This is a genomic window from Aeromonas sp. Y318-1, from assembly GCF_027706125.1.
In the GTDB taxonomy this organism is placed as follows: domain Bacteria; phylum Pseudomonadota; class Gammaproteobacteria; order Enterobacterales; family Aeromonadaceae; genus Aeromonas; species Aeromonas hydrophila.
Window position 1 is genome coordinate 143171 of sequence record NZ_JAPDCM010000001.1, and the last position, 23131, is coordinate 166301.

Annotated in this window: 21 protein-coding genes; 13 read left to right on the plus strand and 8 right to left on the minus strand. The window is 63.0% G+C overall.

The genetic code is table 11. From position 1 onward, the window contains the following. Positions 1-36: 36 nt before the first annotated feature. The 11 genes from rpmI (at position 37) to OKB87_RS00680 (ending at position 13551) form a co-directional block, all read left to right on the plus strand. Positions 37-234 carry a 50S ribosomal protein L35 gene (gene rpmI, locus OKB87_RS00630; RefSeq protein ID WP_005300673.1) on the plus strand — a complete coding sequence of 66 codons (198 nt, stop codon included), beginning with the start codon at positions 37-39 and terminating at the stop codon, positions 232-234. Positions 235-249: 15 nt separating this feature from the next. Then, positions 250-606: a 50S ribosomal protein L20 gene (gene rplT, locus OKB87_RS00635; protein ID WP_005300683.1), complete on the plus strand. Its 357-nt coding sequence runs from the start codon at positions 250-252 to the stop codon at positions 604-606. Between the two features lie 316 nt (positions 607-922). Continuing rightward, the gene (pheS, locus tag OKB87_RS00640) at positions 923-1906 is read left to right on the plus strand and encodes a phenylalanine--tRNA ligase subunit alpha (protein WP_016350663.1); all 984 of its coding nucleotides are present in this window, start codon (positions 923-925) and stop codon (positions 1904-1906) included. A gap of 12 nt (positions 1907-1918) precedes the next feature. Then, positions 1919-4306 (plus strand): phenylalanine--tRNA ligase subunit beta, encoded by a 2388-nt coding sequence (gene pheT, locus OKB87_RS00645; RefSeq protein WP_270826128.1) that lies wholly within the window; start codon positions 1919-1921, stop codon positions 4304-4306. 3 nt (positions 4307-4309) lie between these two features. Next, positions 4310-4606: an integration host factor subunit alpha gene (ihfA, locus tag OKB87_RS00650; RefSeq protein ID WP_005300715.1), complete on the plus strand. Its 297-nt coding sequence runs from the start codon at positions 4310-4312 to the stop codon at positions 4604-4606. A gap of 54 nt (positions 4607-4660) precedes the next feature. Continuing rightward, positions 4661-8620 carry an ATP-binding protein gene (locus OKB87_RS00655; protein ID WP_270826361.1) on the plus strand — a complete coding sequence of 1320 codons (3960 nt, stop codon included), beginning with the start codon at positions 4661-4663 and terminating at the stop codon, positions 8618-8620. A 1-nt stretch (position 8621) separates the two neighbouring features. Continuing rightward, on the plus strand, positions 8622-9869 hold the full coding sequence (locus OKB87_RS00660) for a response regulator (RefSeq protein ID WP_011706164.1): 1248 nt from the start codon (positions 8622-8624) through the stop codon (positions 9867-9869). Positions 9870-9872: 3 nt separating this feature from the next. After that, a complete protein-coding gene (locus OKB87_RS00665) occupies positions 9873-10472 on the plus strand; it encodes a GNAT family N-acetyltransferase (protein WP_017410122.1) in 600 nt (199 codons plus the stop codon). An 84-nt stretch (positions 10473-10556) separates the two neighbouring features. After that, positions 10557-11330 (plus strand): Sir2 family NAD+-dependent deacetylase, encoded by a 774-nt coding sequence (gene cobB, locus OKB87_RS00670; protein WP_270826129.1) that lies wholly within the window; start codon positions 10557-10559, stop codon positions 11328-11330. Positions 11331-11419: 89 nt separating this feature from the next. Next, a complete protein-coding gene (locus OKB87_RS00675; RefSeq protein WP_270826130.1) occupies positions 11420-11896 on the plus strand; it encodes a hypothetical protein in 477 nt (158 codons plus the stop codon). Then, positions 11896-13551, plus strand: a complete 1656-nt coding sequence (locus OKB87_RS00680) for a GGDEF domain-containing protein (protein WP_270826131.1) — start codon at positions 11896-11898, stop codon at positions 13549-13551. Before OKB87_RS00675 ends, OKB87_RS00680 begins: the two co-directional genes overlap by 1 nt. Positions 13552-13638: 87 nt before the next feature. On the opposite strand, the gene OKB87_RS00685 is transcribed toward OKB87_RS00680, so the two are convergent. From OKB87_RS00685 to OKB87_RS00715, 7 genes are all read right to left on the minus strand, one after another. Continuing rightward, complete coding sequence (locus tag OKB87_RS00685) at positions 13639-14643, minus strand: substrate-binding domain-containing protein (RefSeq protein WP_270826132.1); 1005 nt, start codon at positions 14641-14643, stop codon at positions 13639-13641. Continuing rightward, a complete protein-coding gene (gene rbsK / locus OKB87_RS00690) occupies positions 14643-15575 on the minus strand; it encodes a ribokinase (protein WP_270826133.1) in 933 nt (310 codons plus the stop codon). Before rbsK ends, OKB87_RS00685 begins: the two co-directional genes overlap by 1 nt. Before the next feature lie 107 nt (positions 15576-15682). Further along, positions 15683-16558 (minus strand): ribose ABC transporter substrate-binding protein RbsB, encoded by an 876-nt coding sequence (rbsB, locus tag OKB87_RS00695; protein WP_010634030.1) that lies wholly within the window; start codon positions 16556-16558, stop codon positions 15683-15685. 30 nt (positions 16559-16588) lie between these two features. Further along, positions 16589-17557: a ribose ABC transporter permease gene (gene rbsC / locus OKB87_RS00700; protein ID WP_219253066.1), complete on the minus strand. Its 969-nt coding sequence runs from the start codon at positions 17555-17557 to the stop codon at positions 16589-16591. Then, positions 17554-19086 (minus strand): ribose ABC transporter ATP-binding protein RbsA, encoded by a 1533-nt coding sequence (rbsA, locus tag OKB87_RS00705; protein WP_270826134.1) that lies wholly within the window; start codon positions 19084-19086, stop codon positions 17554-17556. Before rbsA ends, rbsC begins: the two co-directional genes overlap by 4 nt. A gap of 18 nt (positions 19087-19104) precedes the next feature. Beyond that, entirely contained in the window at positions 19105-19524 is a 420-nt protein-coding gene (gene rbsD / locus OKB87_RS00710) for a D-ribose pyranase (RefSeq protein WP_270826135.1), read from the minus strand. A gap of 205 nt (positions 19525-19729) precedes the next feature. Then, positions 19730-20347 carry a glutathione S-transferase family protein gene (locus OKB87_RS00715; RefSeq protein ID WP_270826136.1) on the minus strand — a complete coding sequence of 206 codons (618 nt, stop codon included), beginning with the start codon at positions 20345-20347 and terminating at the stop codon, positions 19730-19732. 267 nt (positions 20348-20614) lie between these two features. Here OKB87_RS00715 and OKB87_RS00720 point away from each other — a divergent pair, with 267 nt between their 5' ends. Continuing rightward, positions 20615-21352, plus strand: a complete 738-nt coding sequence (locus OKB87_RS00720; RefSeq protein ID WP_219281452.1) for a hypothetical protein — start codon at positions 20615-20617, stop codon at positions 21350-21352. A 71-nt stretch (positions 21353-21423) separates the two neighbouring features. After that, positions 21424-22101, plus strand: coding sequence for a DUF2987 domain-containing protein (locus OKB87_RS00725; RefSeq protein ID WP_270826137.1), 678 nt, complete (start codon positions 21424-21426; stop codon positions 22099-22101). Positions 22102-22184: 83 nt separating this feature from the next. Here OKB87_RS00725 and ttcA read toward each other — a convergent pair whose 3' ends face one another. Continuing rightward, entirely contained in the window at positions 22185-23093 is a 909-nt protein-coding gene (ttcA, locus tag OKB87_RS00730) for a tRNA 2-thiocytidine(32) synthetase TtcA (protein WP_011706151.1), read from the minus strand. Positions 23094-23131: the final 38 nt, after the last annotated feature.

The following is a 23131-nucleotide window of genomic DNA, read 5'->3' on the forward strand; positions in this document are numbered from 1 at the left end:
TGCGATTTTGTTGTCACTCACAATGCGGAGTATGAAATGCCGAAGATGAAAACCAACCGGGGCGCCGCAAAGCGCTTCAAGAAGACTGGCTCAGGTCGCTTCAAGTGCAAGCACAACCACCTGCGTCACATCCTGACCAAGAAGAGCAGTAAGCGTAAGCGTCAGCTGGGACCGAAGTTCTTTGTTTCCGCTGCCGACCACAAACGTGTTGTCGCTTGTCTGCCGTACGCATAAGGGGGGATGTGAAAAATGCCAAGAGTTAAACGTGGTGTGACCGCTCGCGCTCGTCACAAGAAAGTAATGAAAGCCGCCAAGGGTTACTACGGCGCCCGTTCCCGTGTCTACCGCGTAGCGGTACAAGCGGTAACCAAAGCTGGTCAGTATGCCTACCGTGACCGTCGCCAGAAAAAGCGTCAGTTCCGTCAACTGTGGATTGCTCGTATCAACGCAGCAGCCCGTCAGAACGGTCTGTCCTACAGCCGTCTGATCAACGGTCTGAAGAAGGCTTCCATCGAGATCGATCGCAAGATCCTGTCCGATATCGCCGTTCACGACAAGCTGGCTTTCACCGCCCTGGTTGAAAAGGCCAAAGCAGCTCTGGTCTAATCCGGTTCTGTTATAAATGCTAAAAGGAGGCTCAGGCCTCCTTTTTTGTTGTCTGTCATTTACCGTCTGCAGGTAGTGATGACTCGACCATCATGATAGCTAGGCATATGGCTACATATGCCATCAAACTAAAATTGTGTAGCCAATCACGAAGAAGAAGCCGGTCCGGCTCGAAGCCCTACTTGATAACAAAATGATTTCTAGGGAGAAAAGGGCACCTTAACTATGGTCAGTGAAGGGGCTTTTTTTGTATTATTCCCCTCTTGACCTTATTTAGCCTAAAGGCTCCTGTACCGGGAGTGGTGACGAGGAAGACATGCAACAGCTTGAAGAAGTAGTCGGCCAAGCCAGGGCCGAAATTGAGGGCGTAAGCGACATCGCCGCCCTTGACGAAATCCGGGTCAAATATCTGGGTAAAAAGGGCTTTTTTACCGAGCAGATGAAGGGCCTGGGCGCCCTGTCCGCTGAAGAGCGTCCCGCCGCGGGCGCCGTGATCAACCAGGCCAAACAGCAGGTTCAGGATGCCCTGAATGAGCGTCGTGAAGCCCTCGAAGTCGCCGTGCTGAACCAGAAGCTGGCCGCCGAGACCATCGACGTCAGCCTGCCGGGCCGCCGCATCGAGAATGGCGGTCTGCACCCAGTGACCCGCACCATCGAGCGCATCGAGCGCCTGTTTGGCGAGATGGGCTTCAAGGTTGCCCGTGGCCCCGAGATTGAAGATGGCTTCCACAACTTCGATGCGCTGAATATCCCGGCTCACCACCCGGCGCGTACCGATCACGATACCTTCTACTTCAATCCTGATCTGATGCTGCGTACTCACACCTCCGGTGTGCAGATCCGCACCATGGAACATCAGCAGCCGCCGATCCGCATCATCGCGCCGGGCCGCGTCTATCGTAACGACTACGACATGACCCACACCCCGATGTTCCACCAGGTCGAAGGCCTGCTGGTCGACGAGCATGCTAGCTTCACCGAGCTGAAGGGCATTCTGCACGACTTCCTGCGCAACTACTTCGAGGAAGATCTGACCATTCGCTTCCGTCCTTCCTACTTCCCGTTCACCGAGCCGAGCGCTGAAGTGGATGTGATGGGCAAGAACGGCAAGTGGTTGGAAGTGCTGGGCTGCGGCATGGTGCACCCGAACGTGCTGCGTTCGGTCGGCATCGATCCGGAAAAATACTCCGGCTTTGCCTTCGGCATGGGCGTTGAACGCCTGACCATGCTGCGTTACGGGGTCAACGACCTGCGTGCCTTCTTCGAAAACGACCTGCGCTTCCTCAAGCAGTTCAAGTAAGGGCGAGAGAACATGAAATTCAGTAAATCCTGGGTGATGGAGTGGGTCCGCACCGAGTTGAGTGACAATGCACTGGCCGAGCAGATCACCATGGCCGGTCTGGAAGTGGACGCCGTGGAAGCGGTGGCCGGCCAGTTCAACAACGTGGTGGTGGGTGAAGTGGTCGAGTGCGCCCAGCATCCGGACGCCGACAAGCTGCGGGTGACCAAGGTCAACGTGGGCGAGGCCGAGCTGCTGGACATCGTCTGCGGCGCGCCGAACTGCCGCGCCGGCCTTAAAGTGTGCGTAGCCAAAGTAGGGGCGACCCTGCCGGGTGATTTCACCATCAAGAAAGCCAAGCTGCGCGGCCAGCCGTCTCACGGCATGCTTTGCTCCTTCAGCGAGCTGGGTATCGACGTCGAAGCTGATGGCATCATCGAGCTGCCGCTTGATGCACCCATCGGTACCGATATCCGCGAATACCTCGCACTCAACGACGTCAGCATCGACGTGGATCTGACCCCGAACCGTGCTGATTGCCTCGGCATCGCGGGTCTGGCCCGTGAAATCGGTGTGCTCAATAGCGTGGACGTGGTCGAGCCGACCTGGACGCCTGCAGTTGCCACTATCGATGCCACCTTCCCGATCCGGGTTGAAGCGCCGGCCGATTGCCCCCGTTATCTGGGCCGTGTCATCAAGGGGCTGAATCTGCACGCCCAGAGCCCGCTCTGGATGCAGGAGAAGCTGCGCCGTGGCGGCATTCGTTCCATCGACGCCATCGTCGATATCACCAACTACCTGCTGCTGGAATACGGTCAGCCGATGCACGCCTTCGATCTGGCGACGCTTGAAGGGGAACTGGTGGTGCGCCGCGCTCGTAGCGACGAGCCGATGACCCTGCTCGATGGCAACGAAGTGAAGCTCAAAGAGACCACGCTCGTTATCGCAGACGCCCAGGGCCCTGCCTGTATGGCCGGCATCTTCGGTGGCGATCGCACCGGTGTCTCCGAGACCACTACCGACATCTTGCTGGAGTGCGCCTTCTTCGCGCCGCTCTCCATCACCGGCCGTGCCCGCGCCTACGGTCTGCACACCGACTCTTCCCACCGCTTCGAGCGCGGGGTGGATCCGCAGCTGCAGGCCAAGGTGATGGACAGAGCCACCCGTCTGCTGCTGGACATCTGCGGCGGTGAAGCAGGTCCGGTTGTAGAGGTCAAATCCGATGCTCATCTGCCCAAGGCTGCTCCCATCAAGCTGCGTCGCGCCAAGCTCGACAAGGTGATCGGTATCAGCGTGGCTGACGCTCAGGTGGTCGAGATCCTGACTCGTCTTGGCATGCAGGTAACCGTTGAAGCCGACGGCTGGACCGCGCTGGCACCCTCCTGGCGTTTCGATATCGCCATCGAGGAAGACCTCATCGAGGAAGTGGCCCGTATCTACGGCTACAACAACATCCCGAACCTCAAACCCGCCGCCTCTCTGGCGATGGTGGAGCAGGCAGAAGGGCAGGTGACCTTGAAGCGCGTGCGCGACCTGCTGGTTGATCGTGGCTTCCAGGAAGCGATCACCTACAGCTTCGTCGATCCCAAGGCTCAGCAGACCCTGTTCCCGCAGAGCGATGCTATCGTGCTGCCCAACCCGATCTCGGTCGAGATGTCCGCCATGCGCGTCTCTCTGTTCCCGGGTCTGGTGCAGGCCGTGGTTTACAACCAGAACCGTCAGCAGCCGCGGGTGCGCCTGTTCGAACAGGGCCTGCGCTTCATCAAGGACGAGAATGCCGAGAACGGCATCCGTCAGGAGCCCATGCTGGCCGGCATCATCACCGGCAACCAGAGCGACGAGCACTGGGACATCAAGAGCCGCGCTGCCGACTTCTTTGATTTGAAAGGGGATCTGGAAGCGGTGCTGGATCTGACCGCCGAAGGGGCCACCTTCACCTTCGAGCGTGCCGAGCACAGTGCCCTGCACCCGGGCCAGAGCGCGGCCATCCTGCGCAATGGCTTGGTGATCGGCCACATCGGCGTGATCCATCCGAGCCTCGAGAAGAAGCTGGGTCTGAAGAGCCGCGCCGTCATGTTCGAGCTGGAGCTGGACAAGCTGACCCCGGCCAAGGTGCCGGTTGCTGCCGAGGTTTCCAAGTTCCCTGCCAACCGTCGTGACATCGCCGTGGTGGTTGATCGTCAGGTCCTGGCCGGTGATGTCCTCGCAGTAATTAAAAAAGTTGGCGGAAATCAGGTAGTTGGAATAAACTTGTTTGACGTATACCAGGGTGCTGGCATGGCAGAGGACAAGAAGAGCCTGGCCATCAGTCTTGTTCTGCAAGACACCCAGCGCACTCTGGAGGAGAAAGAGATTGCCGAGACCGTAGACAATGTCGTGCGGGCCCTTGGTGAAGAGTTGAATGCATCCTTGAGGGATTGATCTATGGCGCTTACCAAAGCCGACATTGCAGAGCACCTGTTCACCCAGCTCGGGATGAGCAAGCGTGAAGCCAAAGATATGGTGGAAGCCTTCTTTGAAGAGATCAGACAAGCGCTTGAGCGTGGTGAACAAGTCAAGATTTCAGGCTTCGGTAACTTTGATCTTCGTGAGAAGAACCAGCGTCCTGGACGTAACCCGAAAACCGGCGAAGATATTCCTATCAGCGCCCGGCGGGTGGTCACCTTCCGCCCTGGTCAGAAGCTCAAGGCCAGGGTCGAAAATGTTGAGCCCAACGAGTGACAAAAAGCCAGGCAGCCGCCTGGCTTTTACTTTTTCATGAGAAAAACCAGCTTATTGTTAGGCCTGCTGCTGGCTACGCCACTGCAGGCGATGGATCTCCCCCTCTCCCCGGCGGCCAAGGCGTATGCCGATGCCACCAAGTCGCTGACCATTTGTTATCCGGCGCTGATCCGGCCGCCTTATCTCGAGGAGTCGGGAGGCTTGCTGATCGATCAGATGGAGCGGTTGGCAGAGCAGCTCCCTTTTCCGCTCCTGCATGAGAAGCTGCCCAACTGGTCGGCGGTGCAGCGCGGCTTGCTGGAGGGGCGCTGCGATCTCATTCCCAATGTCGGCCCTTCATTGCAGGCCCTGCCGGGCATGGCACTGAGTCGTGCCATGCTGGAGGCCGAATCCGCCATCCTATATCGCGGCGATCTGGAGCGGGCGACCTTCCTGGTGTCTCCTATCTGGCAGGCGAACGAGGTGCTCAAGGCGCTCTATCCCCGTTCAACCCAGTTGCCCCTGACCGAGGCGGACAACTGGTATGCGGCGCTGGCGGCGGGAAAGGGGACCGCCTACCTCGGTGACTATCTGCAACTGCGCTACCTGATGCGCGAATATCCGGATCAGGGGCTGCGGCTGCGCCGGCTGCGCAGCGATGAACTGGTGGTGAGCTACCGGCTGATGATGCGCGACCAGCCGGAACTGCGCGAGCTCATCGATACCGCCATCCGCTATCTGCCGCCCGGCGCCCTCTACAAGGATCTGGACCGTTATCTGGCACAGGGGGAGCAGGACATCAACCCGCTGCACTTCACCGACAAGGAGCAGGCCTGGCTGGTCGGTACCTCCCGTGCCATCAAGCTGGTCGTCAACCCGGATTTCATGCCCTACAGCGGTCTCGACGAGCAGGGAGAACTCAAGGGGTGGAGCGCCGACGTACTGCGGCAGGTGAGCCAGCAGACCGGGCTCAACTTCCACGTGATCCCGACCGCCAGCAAGGAAGAGGCGTTGGCCAAGCTGCGCAGCGGTGAGGCAGATATGATGGCCGGCCTGCTGGAGACGCCGGCGCTGACCAATGCCTTCGACTTCACCCGCATCATGGCGCTCAATCGCTATGCCCTGGTCAGTCGCAAGGCGAAGTCGTTCGACACGCTGGCGGCGGTGAAGGGCGACATCGTGGTGCCCGCCACCCTCTATGACGAAGGGATGTTGGCCCGGCTGGATGGCGAACATCATTGGCGCAAAAGCGACACCCTGGCGCAAGGGCTTGCGGCGGTGCAAAGCGGTGAGGCCGACGCCATGCTGGCCGAGCTCTACCAGCTGCAATACCCGCTTCGCAACAACCAGCTGGACGGACTGGATATCAGGGAGCTACCTCAACGCTTCGGGCTGGGGTTTGCCATCAGCCATCACAGCCCGCGACTCGCCGGGGTGATGGAGCAGAGCCTGATGGCCTTCACCAGCAGGCAGAATGACGATCTCAATCAGCGTTGGCGCCGGCTGGTGCTGACCCAGCAAGCCGGCGTCAGCTACGGGATCTGGCTGGGGTCGGTGTCGCTGGCGCTGTTGATCAGTGCCGGCGTCATCTGGCTGATCTGGCGCTCCCGCCAGCAGTTGGCCCGGGAAGTGAGCCAGCGTCAGGAGATGGAGCAGACCCTGGCGCTGGAGAGCCAGTTCAGGGAGTCGCTGTTCCAGGCGCTGCCGGTGCCGGTGTTTCTGCGGGACAACCAGGGCGAGATCATCAAGCGCAACAAGCAGGCCAAGCGGCTAGAGGCGCGCTACCTGGCCGAGCTGCACCTGCCGCAGGCCCAGTTGCAGGGGGGCGAGGGGGAGATGGCCTTGGGCGATCAGGTCTACTCCTATGCCCAGATCCCGCTTCAGCTTGGCAAGCAGTCGCCGGCGGGGGATCTCATCGCGCTCTCCAACATCAGCGCCCTGCGCGAGCGCACCCGCTTGCTGCGCCAGGCCGAGCGCCGCCTGCGGGCATTGACCAATACGGTGCCCGGAGTGGTGATCCAGTTCCTGCTGCAGCGAGAAGGCATCGCCCAGGTAGAGTTCATCAGCCGTGGCAGCTACGAGCTGCTGGGGCTGGCCAGCCAGCAGATCCGCCGCAATCCCGGTCAGGCGCTGGGCCGGCTGGATCAGCAGGACAGGCGCAAGATGCAGATCCCCATGCTGGAGATGCTGCAGGCCGGTCAGCCTTTTTCCTACGCGCTGCGCTATGAGCATCCGGGCAAGGGCACCCGCTGGCTGCAGTTCTACGGCCGGGGGCGTAGCCAGTCCGAACAGGGTTGGCGGGTGTACGGGGTGGTGCAGGATGTCACGACCCGGGTCGAGCAGGAGCAGGCGCTGCAGGCCTCCCACGAGCGGGCCGAGCAGGCGGTGCTGGCCAAGGGGCGTTTCCTCGCGGCGGTGAGCCACGAAATTCGCACCCCCATGAACGCCATTCTGGGGTTGCTGGAGTGGCTCAGCCACACCTCCCTCAATGCCGAGCAGCGCTCGGCACTGGCCCACGTCCGCCAGGCGGGGGACGAGCTGCTGGGCCTGCTCAACGACGTGCTGGACTTCAGCCGCAACGAGAACCGGCAGCTGGCGCTCTCGCTGCAACCCACAGATCTGGTGGATTTGTGCGAGCACGTGGCGGCCGTGCACTGGTCCAAGGCCCGCTCCAAGCGGTTGCAACTGCGGCTGGATCTCGATCATCGACTGCCCGCCCAGGTGGAGCTGGATCCGCACCGGGTGCAGCAGGTGCTGCACAACCTGCTGGCCAATGCCATCAAGTTCAGCTCCCGTGGCGAGGTGGTGCTGTGGGCCCGCCGCGCTGGCTCCCAGCTGTTGTGCGGAGTGGACGACGAGGGACCCGGTATCAGTGCCGAGCTGCTGCCGCGGCTGTTCCTGCCCTTTGAGCAGGGCGGGGAGGCGGGTCAGCCGCGGGCCCAGGGCACCGGGCTCGGACTTGCCATCTGTCGCCAGTTGATGGAGCAGATGGGGGGCGAGATCCGGGTCGAGCCGCGACCGACCGGCGGCAGCCGTTTCCTCTGTGCGCTGCCACTGGTGCTGCTGCAGGAGATGCCGCGCTGGCGGCCAAGGGTGGCCAGTGTGCATGTACAACTTGGCGGGGCGGAGCGGGACTATCTGCTGCCCTGGCTGGGTGAACTGGATTTGCAGGACGATCCGGCCGGCCCGGTATTGAGCGTCCGGCTGGATGAGCAGGGGCTGCGCTACTGGGACTGGCAGGGGGAACCCTGGGTGCCGGGCTCGGTGGTCAGCCTGATGCAGCCAAGGCTAGTGCCCTCTAGTCAGGGCATGATCACGCTGCCGGGGCAGGGGATGCGGGTGCTGCTGGTCGAAGATCACGAGGTGAACCGGGTGCTGATCAGCATGCAGCTGACCCAGCTGGGGGCCCGGGTGATCAGCGCGGCCAACGGCCAGCTGGCGCTCGACATCCTGCAGCATGAGACGGTCGATCTGGTGTTGACCGACCTGCAGATGCCGGTGATGGACGGGGCCGAGCTCTGCCGCCAGCTGCGTGACTCGCCGCGCTGGCAGCATCTGCCCACCTATGTCATCACCGCCGATCTCAGCGAGCAGGCGGCGGCGCAGCTGGCCAGCTGTGGTTGTCGCGGGCATCTGGACAAACCGCTGCTGCTCAAAGACCTGGCCAATCTGCTGCGCAGCCTGGGCGAGCCGGACCAGGCACCGGCACCCGAGCCGCCCCCTCAAAGCGACGTATCGGCAGAAGGGGAGGTCTGGGCAGCGCGAGAGGTGTCGCTGCTGGCGCCAGAGCTTATCCCGCTCTATCTGGATGCGACCGGGCAGGATCTGGCCGACATTGAGCGCTGCGTCACACAAGGGGACGAGATGGCGCTTGAAGCCGCTTTACACAAGATGAAGGGGGCCGCCAAAATGGTGGGAGCCACCCCGCTTGTTCAGGTGATCGAGCAGTGGAAACGGGATCCACGGCAACCCCTGCTACCCCCGCTGCGGCAAGCTCTGGATGAGGTGTGCCGGCGACTACGTGAGAGGCTCTGACATGATCATCACAGATGAAGAGTTACTGGCGTTGCTGAACTCGGAAGAGACGGACGAGCGCCTGTTCCACCCCGTGACCATCTACGCCCTGGACGGGGTCGCCTATCGGACGGCAAAAGCCGTCGAGCTGCCCGAGTTCGCCACCTTGCGCCGTACCCGCCCCGATGCCTGCTGGCAGTGGGAAGGGCTGTTTGCCGCCGGTGCCATCGCCCTGTTCGATCCCGACTCCCATGTGGGGGCTGACTATTTGCCACAGCTGACGGCGCAGGCCGAGGGTGTCTATCGCCTCACCGACGACTGGCTGGCGGGGGTCAATGGCCGCTACCTGGCGTGGCAGGAGTGGCTGGCCCAGACCCAAGTGCTGCTGCTGGAGGATCACCCGTTTCAGGGGGCCCACATCCAGCAGGAGATCAAGGGGCTGGGGGTGCCTTGCCAGTGGGTGCAGGATGGCAACGCCTGCATCAAGGCGCTGGCCGGCGGCGAGGTGAAGCTGCTGGTGAGCGATCTCAGTCTGGTGGAGCAGGATGCCATCAGCCTGCTGATGAGCCAGCCCCAATACCAGCACAGTGGCTTGCCCATCGTGCTGCTCTCCGCCCACGATCAGACCCTGATCGACGGCGCCCGCCGCCTGCTGCACGACGCCGGTTTCAACGTGCTGGCCGCCCTGGCCAAGCCGCTGCTGGCCGACGATCTGCTGCGGCTGCTCAAGACGCTCTATCTGGGGCCGCAGCGTCAGCGCCGCTTGAGCGGCCTGCGCCGCACCATCCGCACCTGGCAGGGGGAAGAGAAAGGGCTGCTCGGGCTCTTGTCCGATCCCCCGTCACCCTTGCCCATCTGGCTGGCAGTGACCGGCTTGCCGCCGCGCTGGGAGCGGGTGCGCGAGTGGCTGGTCCAGCAGGGCCGGGAGCCCGGCGAGCTCACCCTGCTCATCCACCGGCGCGACCACCTGCTGAGCCAGGCGGAGCGTTTTGCCCTGGTGTTGCAGGCCAGTCTGGCGGGGGCCAAGCTGGCACTGCTGCTGGACAACGATCAGCACATTCCGTTCGACTTGCTGGAGCGGATGCCGCTACAGCACCTGCTGCTGGGACAGAGTCTGCTGCCCGGGCTGGAAGCCATGACCCCGGACTCCCTGCTGGGGCGCTTCATCAACCGGGCCAGGGAGCTCGGGATCGCCCTCTATCTGGACGATCCCTTCAACCTGTTGGACAGCAATCTGTGGCGCGATCAGGGCGTGGCGGGGCGCTGGTAGACAATGGCCCGCTACCTCTGCTGGCCACCGGACGAGGCCCGGCTGCGACGCGCCTTGGCCGGCTGGTTGCATCCTCATTCACGGGCTGCCCTGCCACTGATGATGGAGGTGGGGGGCATTCCCTGCCGTTTGCAGGAGCTGGCGGGTGCCGATCCCGAGCGGATCAGGGCCGCCTATGGCGAGCTCAGCGAACAGAGCGTCTACCTGCGTTTCATGCGCGCCAAGCAGATCCCGAGTGACGAGCAGCTCGCCTTCTTCCTCGATTACCCCAAAGAGCAGCAGATTGGGCTGCTGCTGACCGACGGTCAGGGGCGACCGTTGGCCCAGGCCCAGTCCATCCGGCGGCGGCTGCACCCGGATCGGGCCGAGTTCTCCTGCATCGTCGCCGATCACTTCCAGCACCGGGGCGCGGGACGGCGCATCCTGCTGGCGCTGGCCCTGCTGGCGCGCGCCGAAGGCATTCGCGAGTGGACGGCGGAGGTGTTGCCCCAGAATCGCCCCATGCTGGCGCTGCTGCGCGGGCTGGGCTTGCCGCTCACCCTGGTGACGGGGCGGGAGCTGGTGTTCGTGCGACTCGATCTGAGCGTGCTCGACACCCTGTAACCGCGTCATAAGACCAAGGGCGAATAGGCCGGTTTTTCACCCTGTGCTAAGGTCAGCCAGAGAGGTCGTCAGAGGGAGTCAGTCATGGTGCAGTCAGCGAAACACATCGTCATTCTTACCGGTGCCGGGATCTCGGCCGAGTCGGGCATCAAGACCTTTCGCGCCTGTGACGGTCTGTGGGAAGAGCACAGGGTCGAAGACGTGGCGACGCCGGAGGGCTACGCACGGGATCCCGCCCTGGTGCAGGGCTTTTACAACTCCCGCCGCTACCAGCTGCAGCAACCCCACATCCACCCCAATCCGGCCCACTATGCGCTGGCCCGGCTCGAGCGCCTGCTGCCGGGCTGCGTCACCCTGGTGACCCAGAACATCGACAACCTGCACGAGAGTGCCGGCAGCAAGAACCTCATTCACATGCACGGGGAGCTGCTCAAGGCGCGCTGCCCGGGCTCGGGCCAGGTGATCGAATGGCGCGGCGATCTGCAGCAGGAGGAGCTGTGCACCTGCTGCCAGTTTCCCCAGCCGCTGCGCCCGCACGTGGTCTGGTTCGGCGAGATGCCGCTCGGGCTGGATCGCATCTACAGCGCGCTGGCCCAGTGCGATCTGTTCATCTCCATTGGCACCTCGGGCGCCGTCTATCCGGCGGCCGGTTTCGTGCACGAGGCGGGATTGAACGGGGCCCATACCATCGAGCTCAATCTCGAACCGAGCGAAGTGGGCAGCCAGTTTGACGAGAAGCGCTACGGTCCGGCCTCGTTGCTGGTGCCGGCCTACGTGGATGAGCTGCTGCAAAGCTGCGGCGTGCACCAGCCGGCGCAGATCGAGGGCCACAACTGGATGGAGATGCGCGGTCCCTGAGCTATTGTGTGACTGGACAGTTGCAATGAACCGGTGAAATCGCCACACTGGCAGCCACAAAAAATGGGACGCAGTTGGCGCAAATTACCATGACCGCAGTAAAGCAATGGATCGCTTTTTTCCTCCTGATGCTGGCCAGTGCCGGCGCATCGGCCTCGATCCCCCTGATGACCCTGGTGCTGCCAAGTGGCCAGCAAGTGGCCCTCGATGAGGCGGCCCTGTCCGCCCTGCCGCAGACCGAATTCACTACCACCACCCCCTGGACCCAGGGCGCCCACCACTATCGCGGGCCGACCCTGGCAGCCGTGCTGGCGGCGCAAGGGATCCTGGATGCCCGCAAGATCGCCGTCTCGGCCCTCAACGGCTATCAGCAGGTGGTGGATCTGGCCCTGTTCGACGGCGTGCCGCTGACCCTGGTGCGCCAGGAGGACGGCAAGCCGCTGACCCGGCGCAACAAGGGCCCGCTCTGGCTGCTCATTCCGTTCACCACCTATCCCAAGCTGGACGTGCCCGCCATCCACAATTGCATGGTGTGGCAGGTGACCCGCATCGAGATCGTCGATTGATGGGGCTATCCCGCCACAAACTGCTGTTGGTTGCGGTGTCGCTGCTGTTTCTGCTCTCCTCGGGCAGCAGCCTCTATCTGCAGCATCGCCAGGAGCAGCTGGTCGATACCTTCTACCGCAATATCCACTGGAACATCAGCCAGGTGATGCTCGAATCCCAGCGTTTCCTCTACGATCTGCAGCTCTACCGGGCCGGCCGGCTGACGATGGAGACCCTGAGCCTTGATTACGATCTGCTGTGGAACCGGCTCGATATCTTCCTCATCAGCAGCGAAACCGCCGAGGCGCGTCAGCGGCACGGGCTTGGCAAGGCGCTGGCCGGACTGTTCGAGCAGATCAAGCAGCTCGAGCCCCAGATGGAGGCCGGTGCGCTGCGCGAGGGGGCCGAGCTTGCTCGCTTGCAAGAGGCGATCGCCAGCCAGACCCGCCTCATCGAGCAGATTGGGGATCAGATCCTCTCCGGCCAGGAGCGGGAGCGTTCGGTCAGCCAGATCCGCAGCAGCCTGTTCTGGCTGCAGATCTGGCAACTGATCCTGCTGCTGACCGGCGGCGCCCTGGTGGCCGCCCTCATTCGCGCCAACCTAGCGAATCGCCGGCTCGCCCTGCTCGATCCCCTGACCCGGCTTGGCAACCGCCGTGCCCTGCAGGAGCAGCTCTCCCGCGCCCTGCATGCTGGCGAGGCGAGCGCCCTGGTGGTGCTCGATCTCAAGCGCTTCAAACAGGTCAATGATCTGCTCGGTTATCAGGTCGGTGATCGGCTGTTGCAGACGGTGGCCGACAAGCTGCAGCAGGCCCACGGTGGCCACGCCTACCGGCTCGGTGGCGACGAGTTCGCGGTGGTGTTGACCCGCGCGGATGGCGTGCTGGAAACCCGCATTCATGAGCTGGTGAGCCTGCTCCATTTCGAGTTCGTGACCCGGGAGTGCAGCTTCGATCTGGCCTGTCGGCTCGGGGTGGCCAAGGCGCAGCAGCAAGATGCCGGCCGGCTGCTGGATCAGGCCATCCTGGCCCTCAATCAGGCCAAACGCAGCCAGGAGGGGGACATCTGCTGGTTCGAACCTGCCATGCTGCAGCAACTGCAGTTGAGCCAGCATCAGCTTCATCAGCTGCGCGACTGGCTGGCCGGGCGTGAGCCTGCACCGCTGCGAGTGGCGTTGCAGGGGCTGACGGACGGGCAGGGCAACGACCTGTGGCAAATGACGCTCTACTGGCGTGAGCAGGGGGCGCCCTGCCAGATGCGCTGGCTGCAGGAGTGCGGCGTGCTGGGGCCCGTGCTGGCCCGGCTGCTGCAAGCGCACGAGGCGCAGCATGTCGATGGGCGGGCGTTGTTGCTCCCGCTCGACAACCAGGCCCAGCTGGCCCATGTCGTGGCCTATCTGCCGGCTGCATCCCGCACGCCGCGGGTGCTGCTGGTGCCGGCGCTGTTGCCGGATGCAGCCTTGCTGGCGGGGTTGCGGCAGCAGGGTTGCGCCCTGGCGCTCAGAGACATTGGCAGCGCCACCCCGGCCCAGCTGGCGGCCGGCTGGCCTGTCCGCTACTGGCTGCCAGATGACGCGGAGCACAGCGAGCTGTTGCAGCCGCTGGCCCGGCGACTGGGGCTGGTGCAACTGCAACTGCAGGTGCTGGCGGGCGGTGAGGCAAGGCAGCTGGCCTGAGCACAAAGAGCGGTATTGAACCGGCCAGAGACAAAACGCAGCAAGGCGACCCCAGGGTCGCCTTGCTGCGTTTAATGCCCGTGAATGTCAGGGGCGGGGGGAGCAGGAATCCCTGATCACCAGGTCAGGGTCGACGGTGATCAGATGATCCGCCACCGCCTCGCCATTGATGCGCGCCAGCAGCCGGGTGACGGCAAGGCGGCCCAGCTCCTCTTTCGGCTGATTGACGGTGGTGAGCGGCGGCGACATGAATTCGGCCAGCGCCACATTGTCGTATCCGATGATGGAGAGATCGCGCGGGATCACCAGCCCAGCCTGATGAGCGGCGCTGATGGCCCCCATCGCCATCATGTCGTTGCAGACAAAGAGGGCGGTGGGGCGCTCGGGCAGCGCCAGCAGGCGGGTCATCGCCTGATGACCGCTGGCGCAGTCGAAGTCACCCTCCTGAACCCACTCTGGGTTGACGGTGAGCCCGGCCTCCTGCATCGCCTGCTCGAAGCCTGCCTGACGCTGGTTGGCGGGGGCGCGGCTGTGGGGGCCTGTGATGCAGCCGATGGCGGTGTGACCCAGCCCCAGCAGGTGGCGAGTCGCCAGGTAACCGCCGCGATGGGAGTTGTCGGCGATGAGATCCACGTCGGCACTCTCCATCCCCCAGTCCATCACCACCACCGGCAGGCTCTTGAGCCAGTCGAGCTGGTTGAACACCTCCTGCTGCCCCTCGCTGCACATGATGAGCAGGCCGTCGACCCGCTTGCGCAGCATCATCTTGAGGTAGGAGAGCGCCGTCTCGGCCTGGCCCTCGGTGTTGCCCAGCATCAGGTTGTAGCCCTGCTCGAAGCAGTAGCGCTCCACCCCGCGCACCACCTCGGCGAAGAAGGGGTTGCTGGAGGTGGTGACCAGCATGCCGATACTGTTGGTCTCCTTCACCTTGAGGCTGCGGGCCACCAGGCTCGGGGCATAGTTGAGATCGCGCATGGCGCTGAAGACCCGCTCGCGGGTCTCCTCGGCGACGAAACGGGTCTCGTTGATGACGTGGGAAACGGTGGTGGTCGACACCCCCGCCAGCGCCGCCACCTCCTTGATATTGGCCATCAGTGCCCCTGCGCAGTCTGCTCAAGCAGGAAGGCGTCGACCTCCTGCTTGCTCGGGATGGAGCTTTGGGCACCAAACCGGGTGACGGAGAGCGCGGCGGCGCCGTGGGCAAAGCGCACGGCAGCGTCAAAGTCGGCACCGGCGAGCTCGGCCGCCAGCAGGGCGCCGTTGAAGGTATCGCCGGCCGCCGTGGTGTCTACTGCTTTCACTCGAAAACCCGGAATGAGCGCTTGTTGCTGCCCCTTGCTGCAATAGACTCCTTGCGACCCCAAGGTGATCATCACCTCCCCGATGCCCATCTGGTGGAAGCTGGCAGCCGCCTCGCGTGCGCTCGCCTCGTCGGTGACCTTGACGCCGGTCAGCAGCTCGGCCTCGGTCTGGTTGGGGGTGATGAGGTCGACCAGTGCCAGCAGTTCGTTTGAGAGCGGGCGAGCGGGGGCGGGGTTGAGCACCACCCGGGTACCATGGGCACGGGCCAGGCGGGCGGCTTCCAGCACGCTCTCCAGCGGCACTTCCAGCTGCAGCAGCAGGGTATGGGCGGCGGCGATCATTGCTTCATGGCCTTTCACCACGGCCGGGGTGAGGGCGCCGTTGGCTTCGGCGGAGATGCCGATGCTGTTCTCCCCCTCATCGCTCACATAGATGATGGCGATGCCGGTCGGGAGCTTGGGGTCGAGCTCGACGGCGCTCACGTCGATGCCGTCTTTGGCAAAGCCGGTCTTCATCTGGTGACCGATGGCGTCATCGCCGATGCGGGCGATAAAGGAGACTTCAGCGCCTAACCGAGCGGCGGCCACCGCCTGGTTGGCGCCCTTGCCACCGGGCACCACTTGATAGCTGTGGCCTGTCAGGGTTTCACCCGGGCGAGGAAAGTGGGGAACGCGCAGCACGTGGTCTGCATTGACACTGCCCAGAACGACGAGACGATTCATGTTGAGTACTCCTGATGCATCTTGGCATGGACACGAAAGCCGGATCCAGGCCGGGAGGCACCCTAAACCTTGAGAAAAAAGGGGGAGGCGAGCCTCCCCCCGTCAACTTACTTGCTGACCACTTGCAGTGGAACCGGGATGGATTTTTCTACCGGCTGCCCCTTGAGCACCTTGTCGGCGGTTTCCACGCCGATGGCACCAATCAGGGCGGGCTGCTGGGCCACGGTGGCGGCCAGTTTACCCTTGGCCACGGCGGCCTTGCCATCGTCGGTGCCGTCGAAGCCTACGATCATCACCTCTTTGCCGGCGGCCTGCACGGCGCGGATGGCACCCAGCGCCATCTCGTCGTTCTGGGCGAACACCGCCTGCACGCTCGGGTGAGCGGCCAGCAGGTTCTCCATGACGTTCAGACCCTTGGTGCGGTCAAAGTCGGCGGGCTGGGAGGCCAGCACTTCCAGTTTGTTGGCGGCCACGGCCAGGGCAAAGCCTTCGCCGCGGTCACGAGCGGCGGAGGTACCGGCGATCCCTTCCAGCTGGATCACCTTGGCACCGGCACCCAGCTTCTGGGTGATGAAATCGCCGGCCAGTTTGCCACCTGCCACGTTGTCGGAGGCGATGTGGGCCTTGACGTCACCCTGCGCCGCGCCGCGGTCCAGGGTCAGCACCGGGATGTTGGCTTTGTTGGCCAGCCGGATGGCGTTGCCCACCGCTTCGGAATCGGTCGGGTTGATCAGGATGGCGTTGACCTTGCGCACGGTGAGATCTTCCATGTTGGAGAGCTCCTTGGCCGGGTCATTCTGGGAGTCCAGCACCACCAGCTCGTAGCCAAGCTCCTTGGCCTTGGCTTCGGCCCCTTCCTTCATGGTGACGAAGAAGGGGTTGTTGAGGGTGGAGACCACCATGGCCAGAGTGTGATCGGCGGCCTGGGCGGTGCCCAGCACGGACATGATGGCGGCAGCGAGCAGGGTATTGAGCTTTTTCATCATTTCATTCCTTGTGTGTGGCTTGTTTTATCAACGATTGCTTTTGTTATCGATCATCACGGCGAGCAAAATCACGCTGGCCTTGGCGATCATCTGGTAATAGGACGATACGTCGAGCAGGTTGAGGGCATTGTTGAGGAAGCCGATGATCAAGGCACCGATCAGGGTACCCATGATGCGGCCCTTGCCCCCCATCAGGCTGGTGCCACCCAGTACCACGGCGGCGATGGCGTCCAGCTCGTACCCCATGCCGGCGGTCGGCTGGGCGGAGGAGAGGCGGGAAGTGACGATGAGCCCGGCCAGTGCCGACAGCATGCCGCACAGACCATACACCGCGAGCTTCACGCGGTCCACATTGATGCCGGAGAGGCGGGTGGCCGATTCGTTGCCGCCCAGGGCATAGATGTAGCGACCCAGGCGAGTGTGGTTGAGCATGAACCAGGCCAGCAGGAAGACAATGGCCATCAGCCAGATGGGCACCGGCAGACCGAACAGGTAACCGGTACCCAGCCAGGCGAAGTGATCGGCGCCGTCACTGAAACCGGTGGAGATGGGGCGCCCCTCGGTATAGACCATGGTGACGCCGCGCAGGGCGGTCATGGTGACCAGGGTGGCTATGAAGGCCTGTACCTTGCCCTTGGCAATGATGAGGCCGCTGATGCCGCCAAGCAGGGCGCCGGCCCCCAGGGTGAGGGGGATCACCAGGGCGATGGGCAGCTCCAGGGCGACCATGGTGGCGGCCAGGGCGCCGCACAGGGCCAGCACCGAGCCAACCGACAGATCGATGCCGGCGGTGAGGATGACCAGCGTCATGCCGACCGCCATGATGGCGTTGACCGAGGTCTGGCGCAGGATGTTGAGCAGGTTGTCGGCGGTGAAGAAGTTGGGGCTCAGGAAGGAGACCACGCCGATCAGCACCAGCAGCGCCACCAGGGATTTGTTCTCGATCCACCAGGCCTTGCTCATGACGCCGCGGCGGGAAAGGGTTTGGGTTGTCATTGTGCTGCCTCTTGCTCTGCTTGCCACTGTTTACCGACTGCCGCTGCCATCAGCTTCTCCTGATTGGCATCGCGGGTGTTGAATTCTGCGCTGATGCGCCCTTCGTGCATCACCATGATGCGATCACTCATGCCGAGCACTTCCGGCATTTCGGAGGAGACCAGGATGATGCTCATCCCCTCCTTCTTGAACTGGTTGATGAGCTGATAGATCTCCTTCTTGGCGCCGACATCGACGCCGCGGGTCGGCTCGTCCAGGATCAGCACCTTGGGCCTGGTCAGCAGCCCCTTGGCGATGGCCACCTTCTGCTGGTTGCCGCCGGAGAGCAGTTTTATCAGCTGATCCTGACTCGGGGTCTTGATGTTGAACAGACGCACATAGTCGCTCACCGCCTGGCGCTCGGCCTGACCGTCAATCTTGCCGTGGCTGATGAACTCGCCAAGGGCGCACAGGCTCATGTTTTCGCGCACCGACAGCTCCAGCACCAGGCCGTCGCCCTTGCGATCCTCGGAGATGTAGGCAATGCCGGCGGCCAGACCATCGGCCGGGCTTTTGGGCACCAGAGCATGACCGTCCACTGCCACTTCACCGGCGCTGATGGGGCTGGCACCGTAGATGAGCTTCATCAGCTCGGTACGCCCGGACCCCATCAGGCCGCTGAAGCCCAGAATTTCACCCTGACGCAGGGAGAAGCTCACCCCGCGCACGCCGGGACCGGCCAGATCCTTGACCTGCAGGCTGACCGGACCGAGCTCGCGGGCAAGGCGCGGGTACTGCTCTTCCAGCCGGCGACCCACCATCATCTCGATGATCCTGTCTTCGTCGAGCTCGCTCACCGCCTGCTCGCCGATCCACTTGCCATCGCGCAGCACGGTGACCCGATCACAGATTTCGAAGATCTCCTTCAAGCGATGGGAGATGTAGACGATGCCGCAACCCTGCTCACGCAGCTCGCGGATAACCACGAACAGCTGCTCGGTTTCGGTGTCGGTGAGGGCATCGGTGGGCTCGTCCATGATGATGACGCTGGCATCAAACGACAGCGCCTTGGCGATCTCCACCATCTGCTGTTCGCCGATGGAGAGATCCCCGAGCCGGGTATCCGGGCCGTGTTTGACGCCAAGCCGTGCCAGCAGGGTGCTTGCTCGTTCGCGCAGCTGTTTGTGGTCGATGCTGCCAAAACGGGTACGGGGCTCGCGGCCGAGGAAGATGTTGGCGGCAATCGACAACTCCGGCAGCAGGTTCAGCTCCTGGTGGATGATGCTGATACCCTGATCCTGAGAGTCGCGCGGCCCCTTGAAGTGAACCGGTTGGCCGCGATAGCTGATGCTGCCCGCATCGGCCTGGTAGATGCCGGTCAAGACCTTCATCAGGGTCGACTTGCCGGCGCCGTTTTCGCCGAGCAGGGCCATCACCTGGCCTGGATAGACCTTGAGGCCCGCCTCATCGAGGGCACGCACCCCGGGGAAGGTCTTGACGATCCCGGAAAGAGCCAGAATGGGCGAGGGGAGCATATTGGCGTTGCTCATAGCTGCTTCCTTGGGAATTTAAAACGCCACGCCGGCGCAGAGAATAAGGTTGGCGTAGGGGGTCACCTCGCCGCTGCGCACGATGGCCTTGCTCTGGTGGGAGCGAGCCTTGAATGCTTCGTGCAGGCAGTACTCGATGGTGATGGGCTTGCCCTGGGCAGCGGCGTGCGCCTCCAGCTGATCCACCAGCGCCTGATGGGCAGCGGGGCTGATCTGCTTGATCTCGCTTGCCATGATCACCTTCTCCACCACCAGGTCGGTGAGCAGGGCGGTCAGTACGGTTTTAAGGCTCGGCGTCCCCGCCATCAGCGCCAGATCGATCCGCTCCGGTCCCGTCGGAATGGGCAGGCCGGCATCGCAGACGGTGATCTCGTCGGTGTGACCCATCCGTGCCACCAGGGCACTCAGGGGAGCATTGAGCAGTAAGCCTCGTTTCATACAGCACCTCGGCAGGCTATGCCCGCGTATTTGATGTTAGCTAGGCAACCGGTTACGCAACCGGTTGCGTCATGGGGTGGAAGATAGGCGCTCAGGCGGTTTTGATCCACCAAGAGATGGCAGAAATGTGAAAACGATCTCAATGGGGAGGGGAAAGCGGGGAAAAACAGGTGCCAGAGGAGCACTGGCACCCGCAATGAGCGGACTAGAGGGCGAGCCCTTGCTGCACGCCGGGACGTGCCAGCATGCGCCGATAGTGGTCCGCTACCTTGGGAAACTCGCGGATGGCCACCCCGTCGCCCTCGAGCCAGCTCGCCACCACGAACAGGTAAATGTCGGCCAGGCTGAACCGCTCCCCCAGCACCCAGGGGCCGGCCAGATAATGGCGTTCAATCTCGGCAAAGCCATCGCGCATGTTGTGTGGCACCTTGGCCTGCATGGCGGCAATGGCCTGCGGGTCATCGGCCCAGCGGCTGCCGCGCCGGCCGTGGGCATGGGCGACGTGCACGGTGGCGGCGAGAAAGCCGTGCACCTCCTGCATCCTGGCCAGCAGGAAGGGATCGTCCAGCGGCGCCAGCCCGGCATTGGGAAAACGCTGCGCCACATAAAGCAGCAAGGCCGGCGTCTCGGTGAGTACGCCCCGCTCGGTCACCAGCGCCGGGACCCGTCCCTTGGGGTTGATGGCGAGATAGGCAGGGGAGCGCTGCTCGCCAGCCGTCAGATCCAGCTGCTTGATCCGATGAGGGGCACCGGCTTCGGTGAGGGCGATACGCACGGCCATGGCGCAGGTACCGGGGGCAAGATAGAGGGTCAAATCAGACATGAACATCTCCTTGTAAAGCGCGTGCCCCTGTATTCCCGGGTAGGGCGGGGCGCGCAAAAAAATCCGCACTGTCGCCTGGCATCCTACGCCCCTGGTGGCCGTCGGCCAAGGAGGGGATCCTGGCCTGGACTATGGGGGGTGATGAAATCAAAGGCTTTTTGAGCGCAGACGCGTGGGAAAAACGGCTACGCATGCCGGGTCAAATCGCTATAATGTGCTCCCTGAATAGCAGTTTTTCGGATGTTGGATAGTCAATTGAGTAACAAAATGCGGATAGGTGGTTCCCTCGAACAGTCCCTGAGCCAGGGATATCGTCTCGACCTCAAGGGGGTATTGCAGGAGAGCTGGCAACAGACGCGGCGCACCGGATTCGGCCTGCTGCTGGCCATTGTCGGGGTGACAGCCATCTGGATGCTGTTGAGCAACACCCTGCTCGCCCCCTACGTCAGTCAGGAAGGGGGGATGGACGTGGCCCTGGTGCTGAGCCTGCTCATCACCATCATCATGTCGCCCATGACCTCCTCCCTCGACATGCTGGGCTTGCAGCAGTCGGTGGGGGTGAGAGCCCGACCGAGCCAGGTGTTCGACTTCTTTCGCCACTTCCTGCGCCTTGGCAGCCTGAGCCTGCTCGGCAGCCTCATCACCAGCCTGTTCGGCCCGCTGTTCGAACTGCTGGGTCTGCCGGTAATGCTGGCCTTCATTCCGTCGGCCCTGATCGGCATGGGGCTGGTGTTTACCGTGCCGCTGGTGCTGGAGCGCGGCTTGTCGCCGGTGCAGGCCATCCTGGTCTCCCTGCGCCTGTTTGCCCGCGGCTGGCCCAGCATAGTGCTGCTGCACGGGGTCATGATGGCGCTGTTCTTCCTGGCGCTGATCCCCATGGGGCTCGGACTTATCTGGGTGGCACCGCTCTATTTCAACTGCAAGGGGATCCTCTACCGGGATCTGTGCGGGGTGGCGGTCGAAGTGACCGAGGTGAGCCAGGGCCCCGATCATTTCAACGCCTGACGGCATGCAGGGCCTCAGACAACAGCTACAGATAGCGGCGCGTACAGATGCGTGATGCAAAAGGATGGCATATGAACAATCGATACGGGATGGCGGCCGCGCTGCTGATGGCGCCCATGCTGGCAGTGGCCCAGCCCTCCCTTGAGCTGCAGTACGGTACCTTCTACAGCCAGATGAAGACCTTCGCTAAAGGGGAGTTTGGTCACGCCAGGCTGGGCTTTTATCTGACCGATCAGCAAAATGGCCGGCGCTGCTTGCTCACCTCGGCCCGGGTCTCGACTCTGGATCGGGACGTGGCGGCCGAGGTGACCATCGACAGCGAATTGCGGCTGCCCTATGACGATGATTTGAATCTCGACAAGGCGACCGTGGTGGTGGGGCTCACCGAGCCCCATGAGGCCTGCGATCTGTCGGTACAGGTGATGGCGGATGTGCCGCCGCCGGCAGACAGTCGGTGGGAGCTCAAGGTGAGCGAGCTGACGGGGCGCCAGCACGACATGCAGAGCCTGCTGGAAAAGCTGGCCGGCATGGTCGGCAAATATTTCCTGCCCGAGATGACGGGGGTGAGGGTCAGCCTGGTGCAGCCAAGCGGTACCGCCTACCTCATCGACGGTGCTCGCCAGCTGCCGCTGCCCTGGCAGGAGGGGCAATTGCTGCTGAGCAACGCCCAGCTGGCGGAGTTTGCCGGGGGCAAGCTGCAGCTGCAGGGGGAGATCCTGCGGTTGACTCCCTGGCTGCACAAGGGCTAGCCCATCTTGAGCCGCTACCGAGGGTGGCCGGTATAAAAACGAAAAGGAGCGCGATGCGCTCCTTTTTTATGGTTGAAGTGGGCTTAGCGCACCTCAATGACGTCCAGCATGTCCATCTCGTCGATGTCCAGCAGCGGTGCCTTGGGCAGTTCGGGCGGATCAAACGCCTTGTCGCCGCCGTCGATGATGCCGGAGTCGCGGTTGATGCTCTTGAAGTCAAACAGTTTGTGATCGAGCAGGTGGCTCGGGATCACGTCCTGAATGGCGGTGAACATGGTCTCGAGACGACCCGGGAAGCGGCGATCCCACTCCTGCATCATCTGCTTGATGGCCTGGCGCTGCAGGTTCTCCTGGGAGCCGCACAGGTTGCACGGGATGATGGGGAAGGCCTTGACCTCGGCATAGCGTACCAGGTCCTTCTCCTTGCAGTAGGCGAGCGGGCGGATCACCACGTTCTTGCCATCGTCGCTCACCAGCTTGGGCGGCATGGACTTGAGCTTGCCGCCGTAGAACATGTTGAGGAACAGGGTCTCGAGGATGTCATCGCGGTGGTGGCCAAGGGCAATCTTGGTGCAGCCCAGCTCCTGGGCGGTGCGGTAGAGAATGCCGCGGCGCAGGCGGGAGCAGAGTGCGCAGGTGGTCTTGCCCTCCGGCACCTTCTCCTTGACGATGGCGTAGGTATCCTCTTCGACGATCTTGAAGTCGATGCCGAGGGTGGTCAGGTATTCGGGCAGCACGTGCTCGGGGAAGCCGGGCTGCTTCTGATCCAGGTTGACCGCCACCAGATCGAAATGGATGGGGGCGCTGGCCTTCAGGCTCATCAGAATGTCGAGCATGGCGAAGCTGTCCTTGCCGCCGGACAGGCACACCATGACCTTGTCACCCTCTTCAATCATGTTGAAGTCGGCAATGGCCTGACCTACGTTGCGCCGCAGGCGCTTCTGCAGTTTGTTGAAACTGTATTTTTCTTTGGCGTTAAGCTCTTCTAGCATGACCTGAAACCCGGGACAAAAATAAGCGGCTTATTATA

Coding starts and splice junctions, on each gene's coding strand:
- rpmI (WP_005300673.1), top strand. CDS start 37: ATGCCGAAGATGAAAACCAACCGGGGCGCCGCAAAGCGCTTCAAGAAG.
- rplT (WP_005300683.1), top strand. CDS start 250: ATGCCAAGAGTTAAACGTGGTGTGACCGCTCGCGCTCGTCACAAGAAA.
- pheS (WP_016350663.1), top strand. CDS start 923: ATGCAACAGCTTGAAGAAGTAGTCGGCCAAGCCAGGGCCGAAATTGAG.
- pheT (WP_270826128.1), top strand. CDS start 1,919: ATGAAATTCAGTAAATCCTGGGTGATGGAGTGGGTCCGCACCGAGTTG.
- ihfA (WP_005300715.1), top strand. CDS start 4,310: ATGGCGCTTACCAAAGCCGACATTGCAGAGCACCTGTTCACCCAGCTC.
- OKB87_RS00660 (WP_011706164.1), top strand. CDS start 8,622: ATGATCATCACAGATGAAGAGTTACTGGCGTTGCTGAACTCGGAAGAG.
- OKB87_RS00665 (WP_017410122.1), top strand. CDS start 9,873: ATGGCCCGCTACCTCTGCTGGCCACCGGACGAGGCCCGGCTGCGACGC.
- cobB (WP_270826129.1), top strand. CDS start 10,557: ATGGTGCAGTCAGCGAAACACATCGTCATTCTTACCGGTGCCGGGATC.
- OKB87_RS00675 (WP_270826130.1), top strand. CDS start 11,420: ATGACCGCAGTAAAGCAATGGATCGCTTTTTTCCTCCTGATGCTGGCC.
- OKB87_RS00680 (WP_270826131.1), top strand. CDS start 11,896: ATGGGGCTATCCCGCCACAAACTGCTGTTGGTTGCGGTGTCGCTGCTG.
- OKB87_RS00685 (WP_270826132.1), bottom strand. CDS start 14,643: ATGGCCAATATCAAGGAGGTGGCGGCGCTGGCGGGGGTGTCGACCACC.
- rbsK (WP_270826133.1), bottom strand. CDS start 15,575: ATGAATCGTCTCGTCGTTCTGGGCAGTGTCAATGCAGACCACGTGCTG.
- rbsB (WP_010634030.1), bottom strand. CDS start 16,558: ATGAAAAAGCTCAATACCCTGCTCGCTGCCGCCATCATGTCCGTGCTG.
- rbsC (WP_219253066.1), bottom strand. CDS start 17,557: ATGACAACCCAAACCCTTTCCCGCCGCGGCGTCATGAGCAAGGCCTGG.
- rbsA (WP_270826134.1), bottom strand. CDS start 19,086: ATGAGCAACGCCAATATGCTCCCCTCGCCCATTCTGGCTCTTTCCGGG.
- rbsD (WP_270826135.1), bottom strand. CDS start 19,524: ATGAAACGAGGCTTACTGCTCAATGCTCCCCTGAGTGCCCTGGTGGCA.
- OKB87_RS00715 (WP_270826136.1), bottom strand. CDS start 20,347: ATGTCTGATTTGACCCTCTATCTTGCCCCCGGTACCTGCGCCATGGCC.
- OKB87_RS00720 (WP_219281452.1), top strand. CDS start 20,615: ATGCGGATAGGTGGTTCCCTCGAACAGTCCCTGAGCCAGGGATATCGT.
- OKB87_RS00725 (WP_270826137.1), top strand. CDS start 21,424: ATGAACAATCGATACGGGATGGCGGCCGCGCTGCTGATGGCGCCCATG.
- ttcA (WP_011706151.1), bottom strand. CDS start 23,093: ATGCTAGAAGAGCTTAACGCCAAAGAAAAATACAGTTTCAACAAACTG.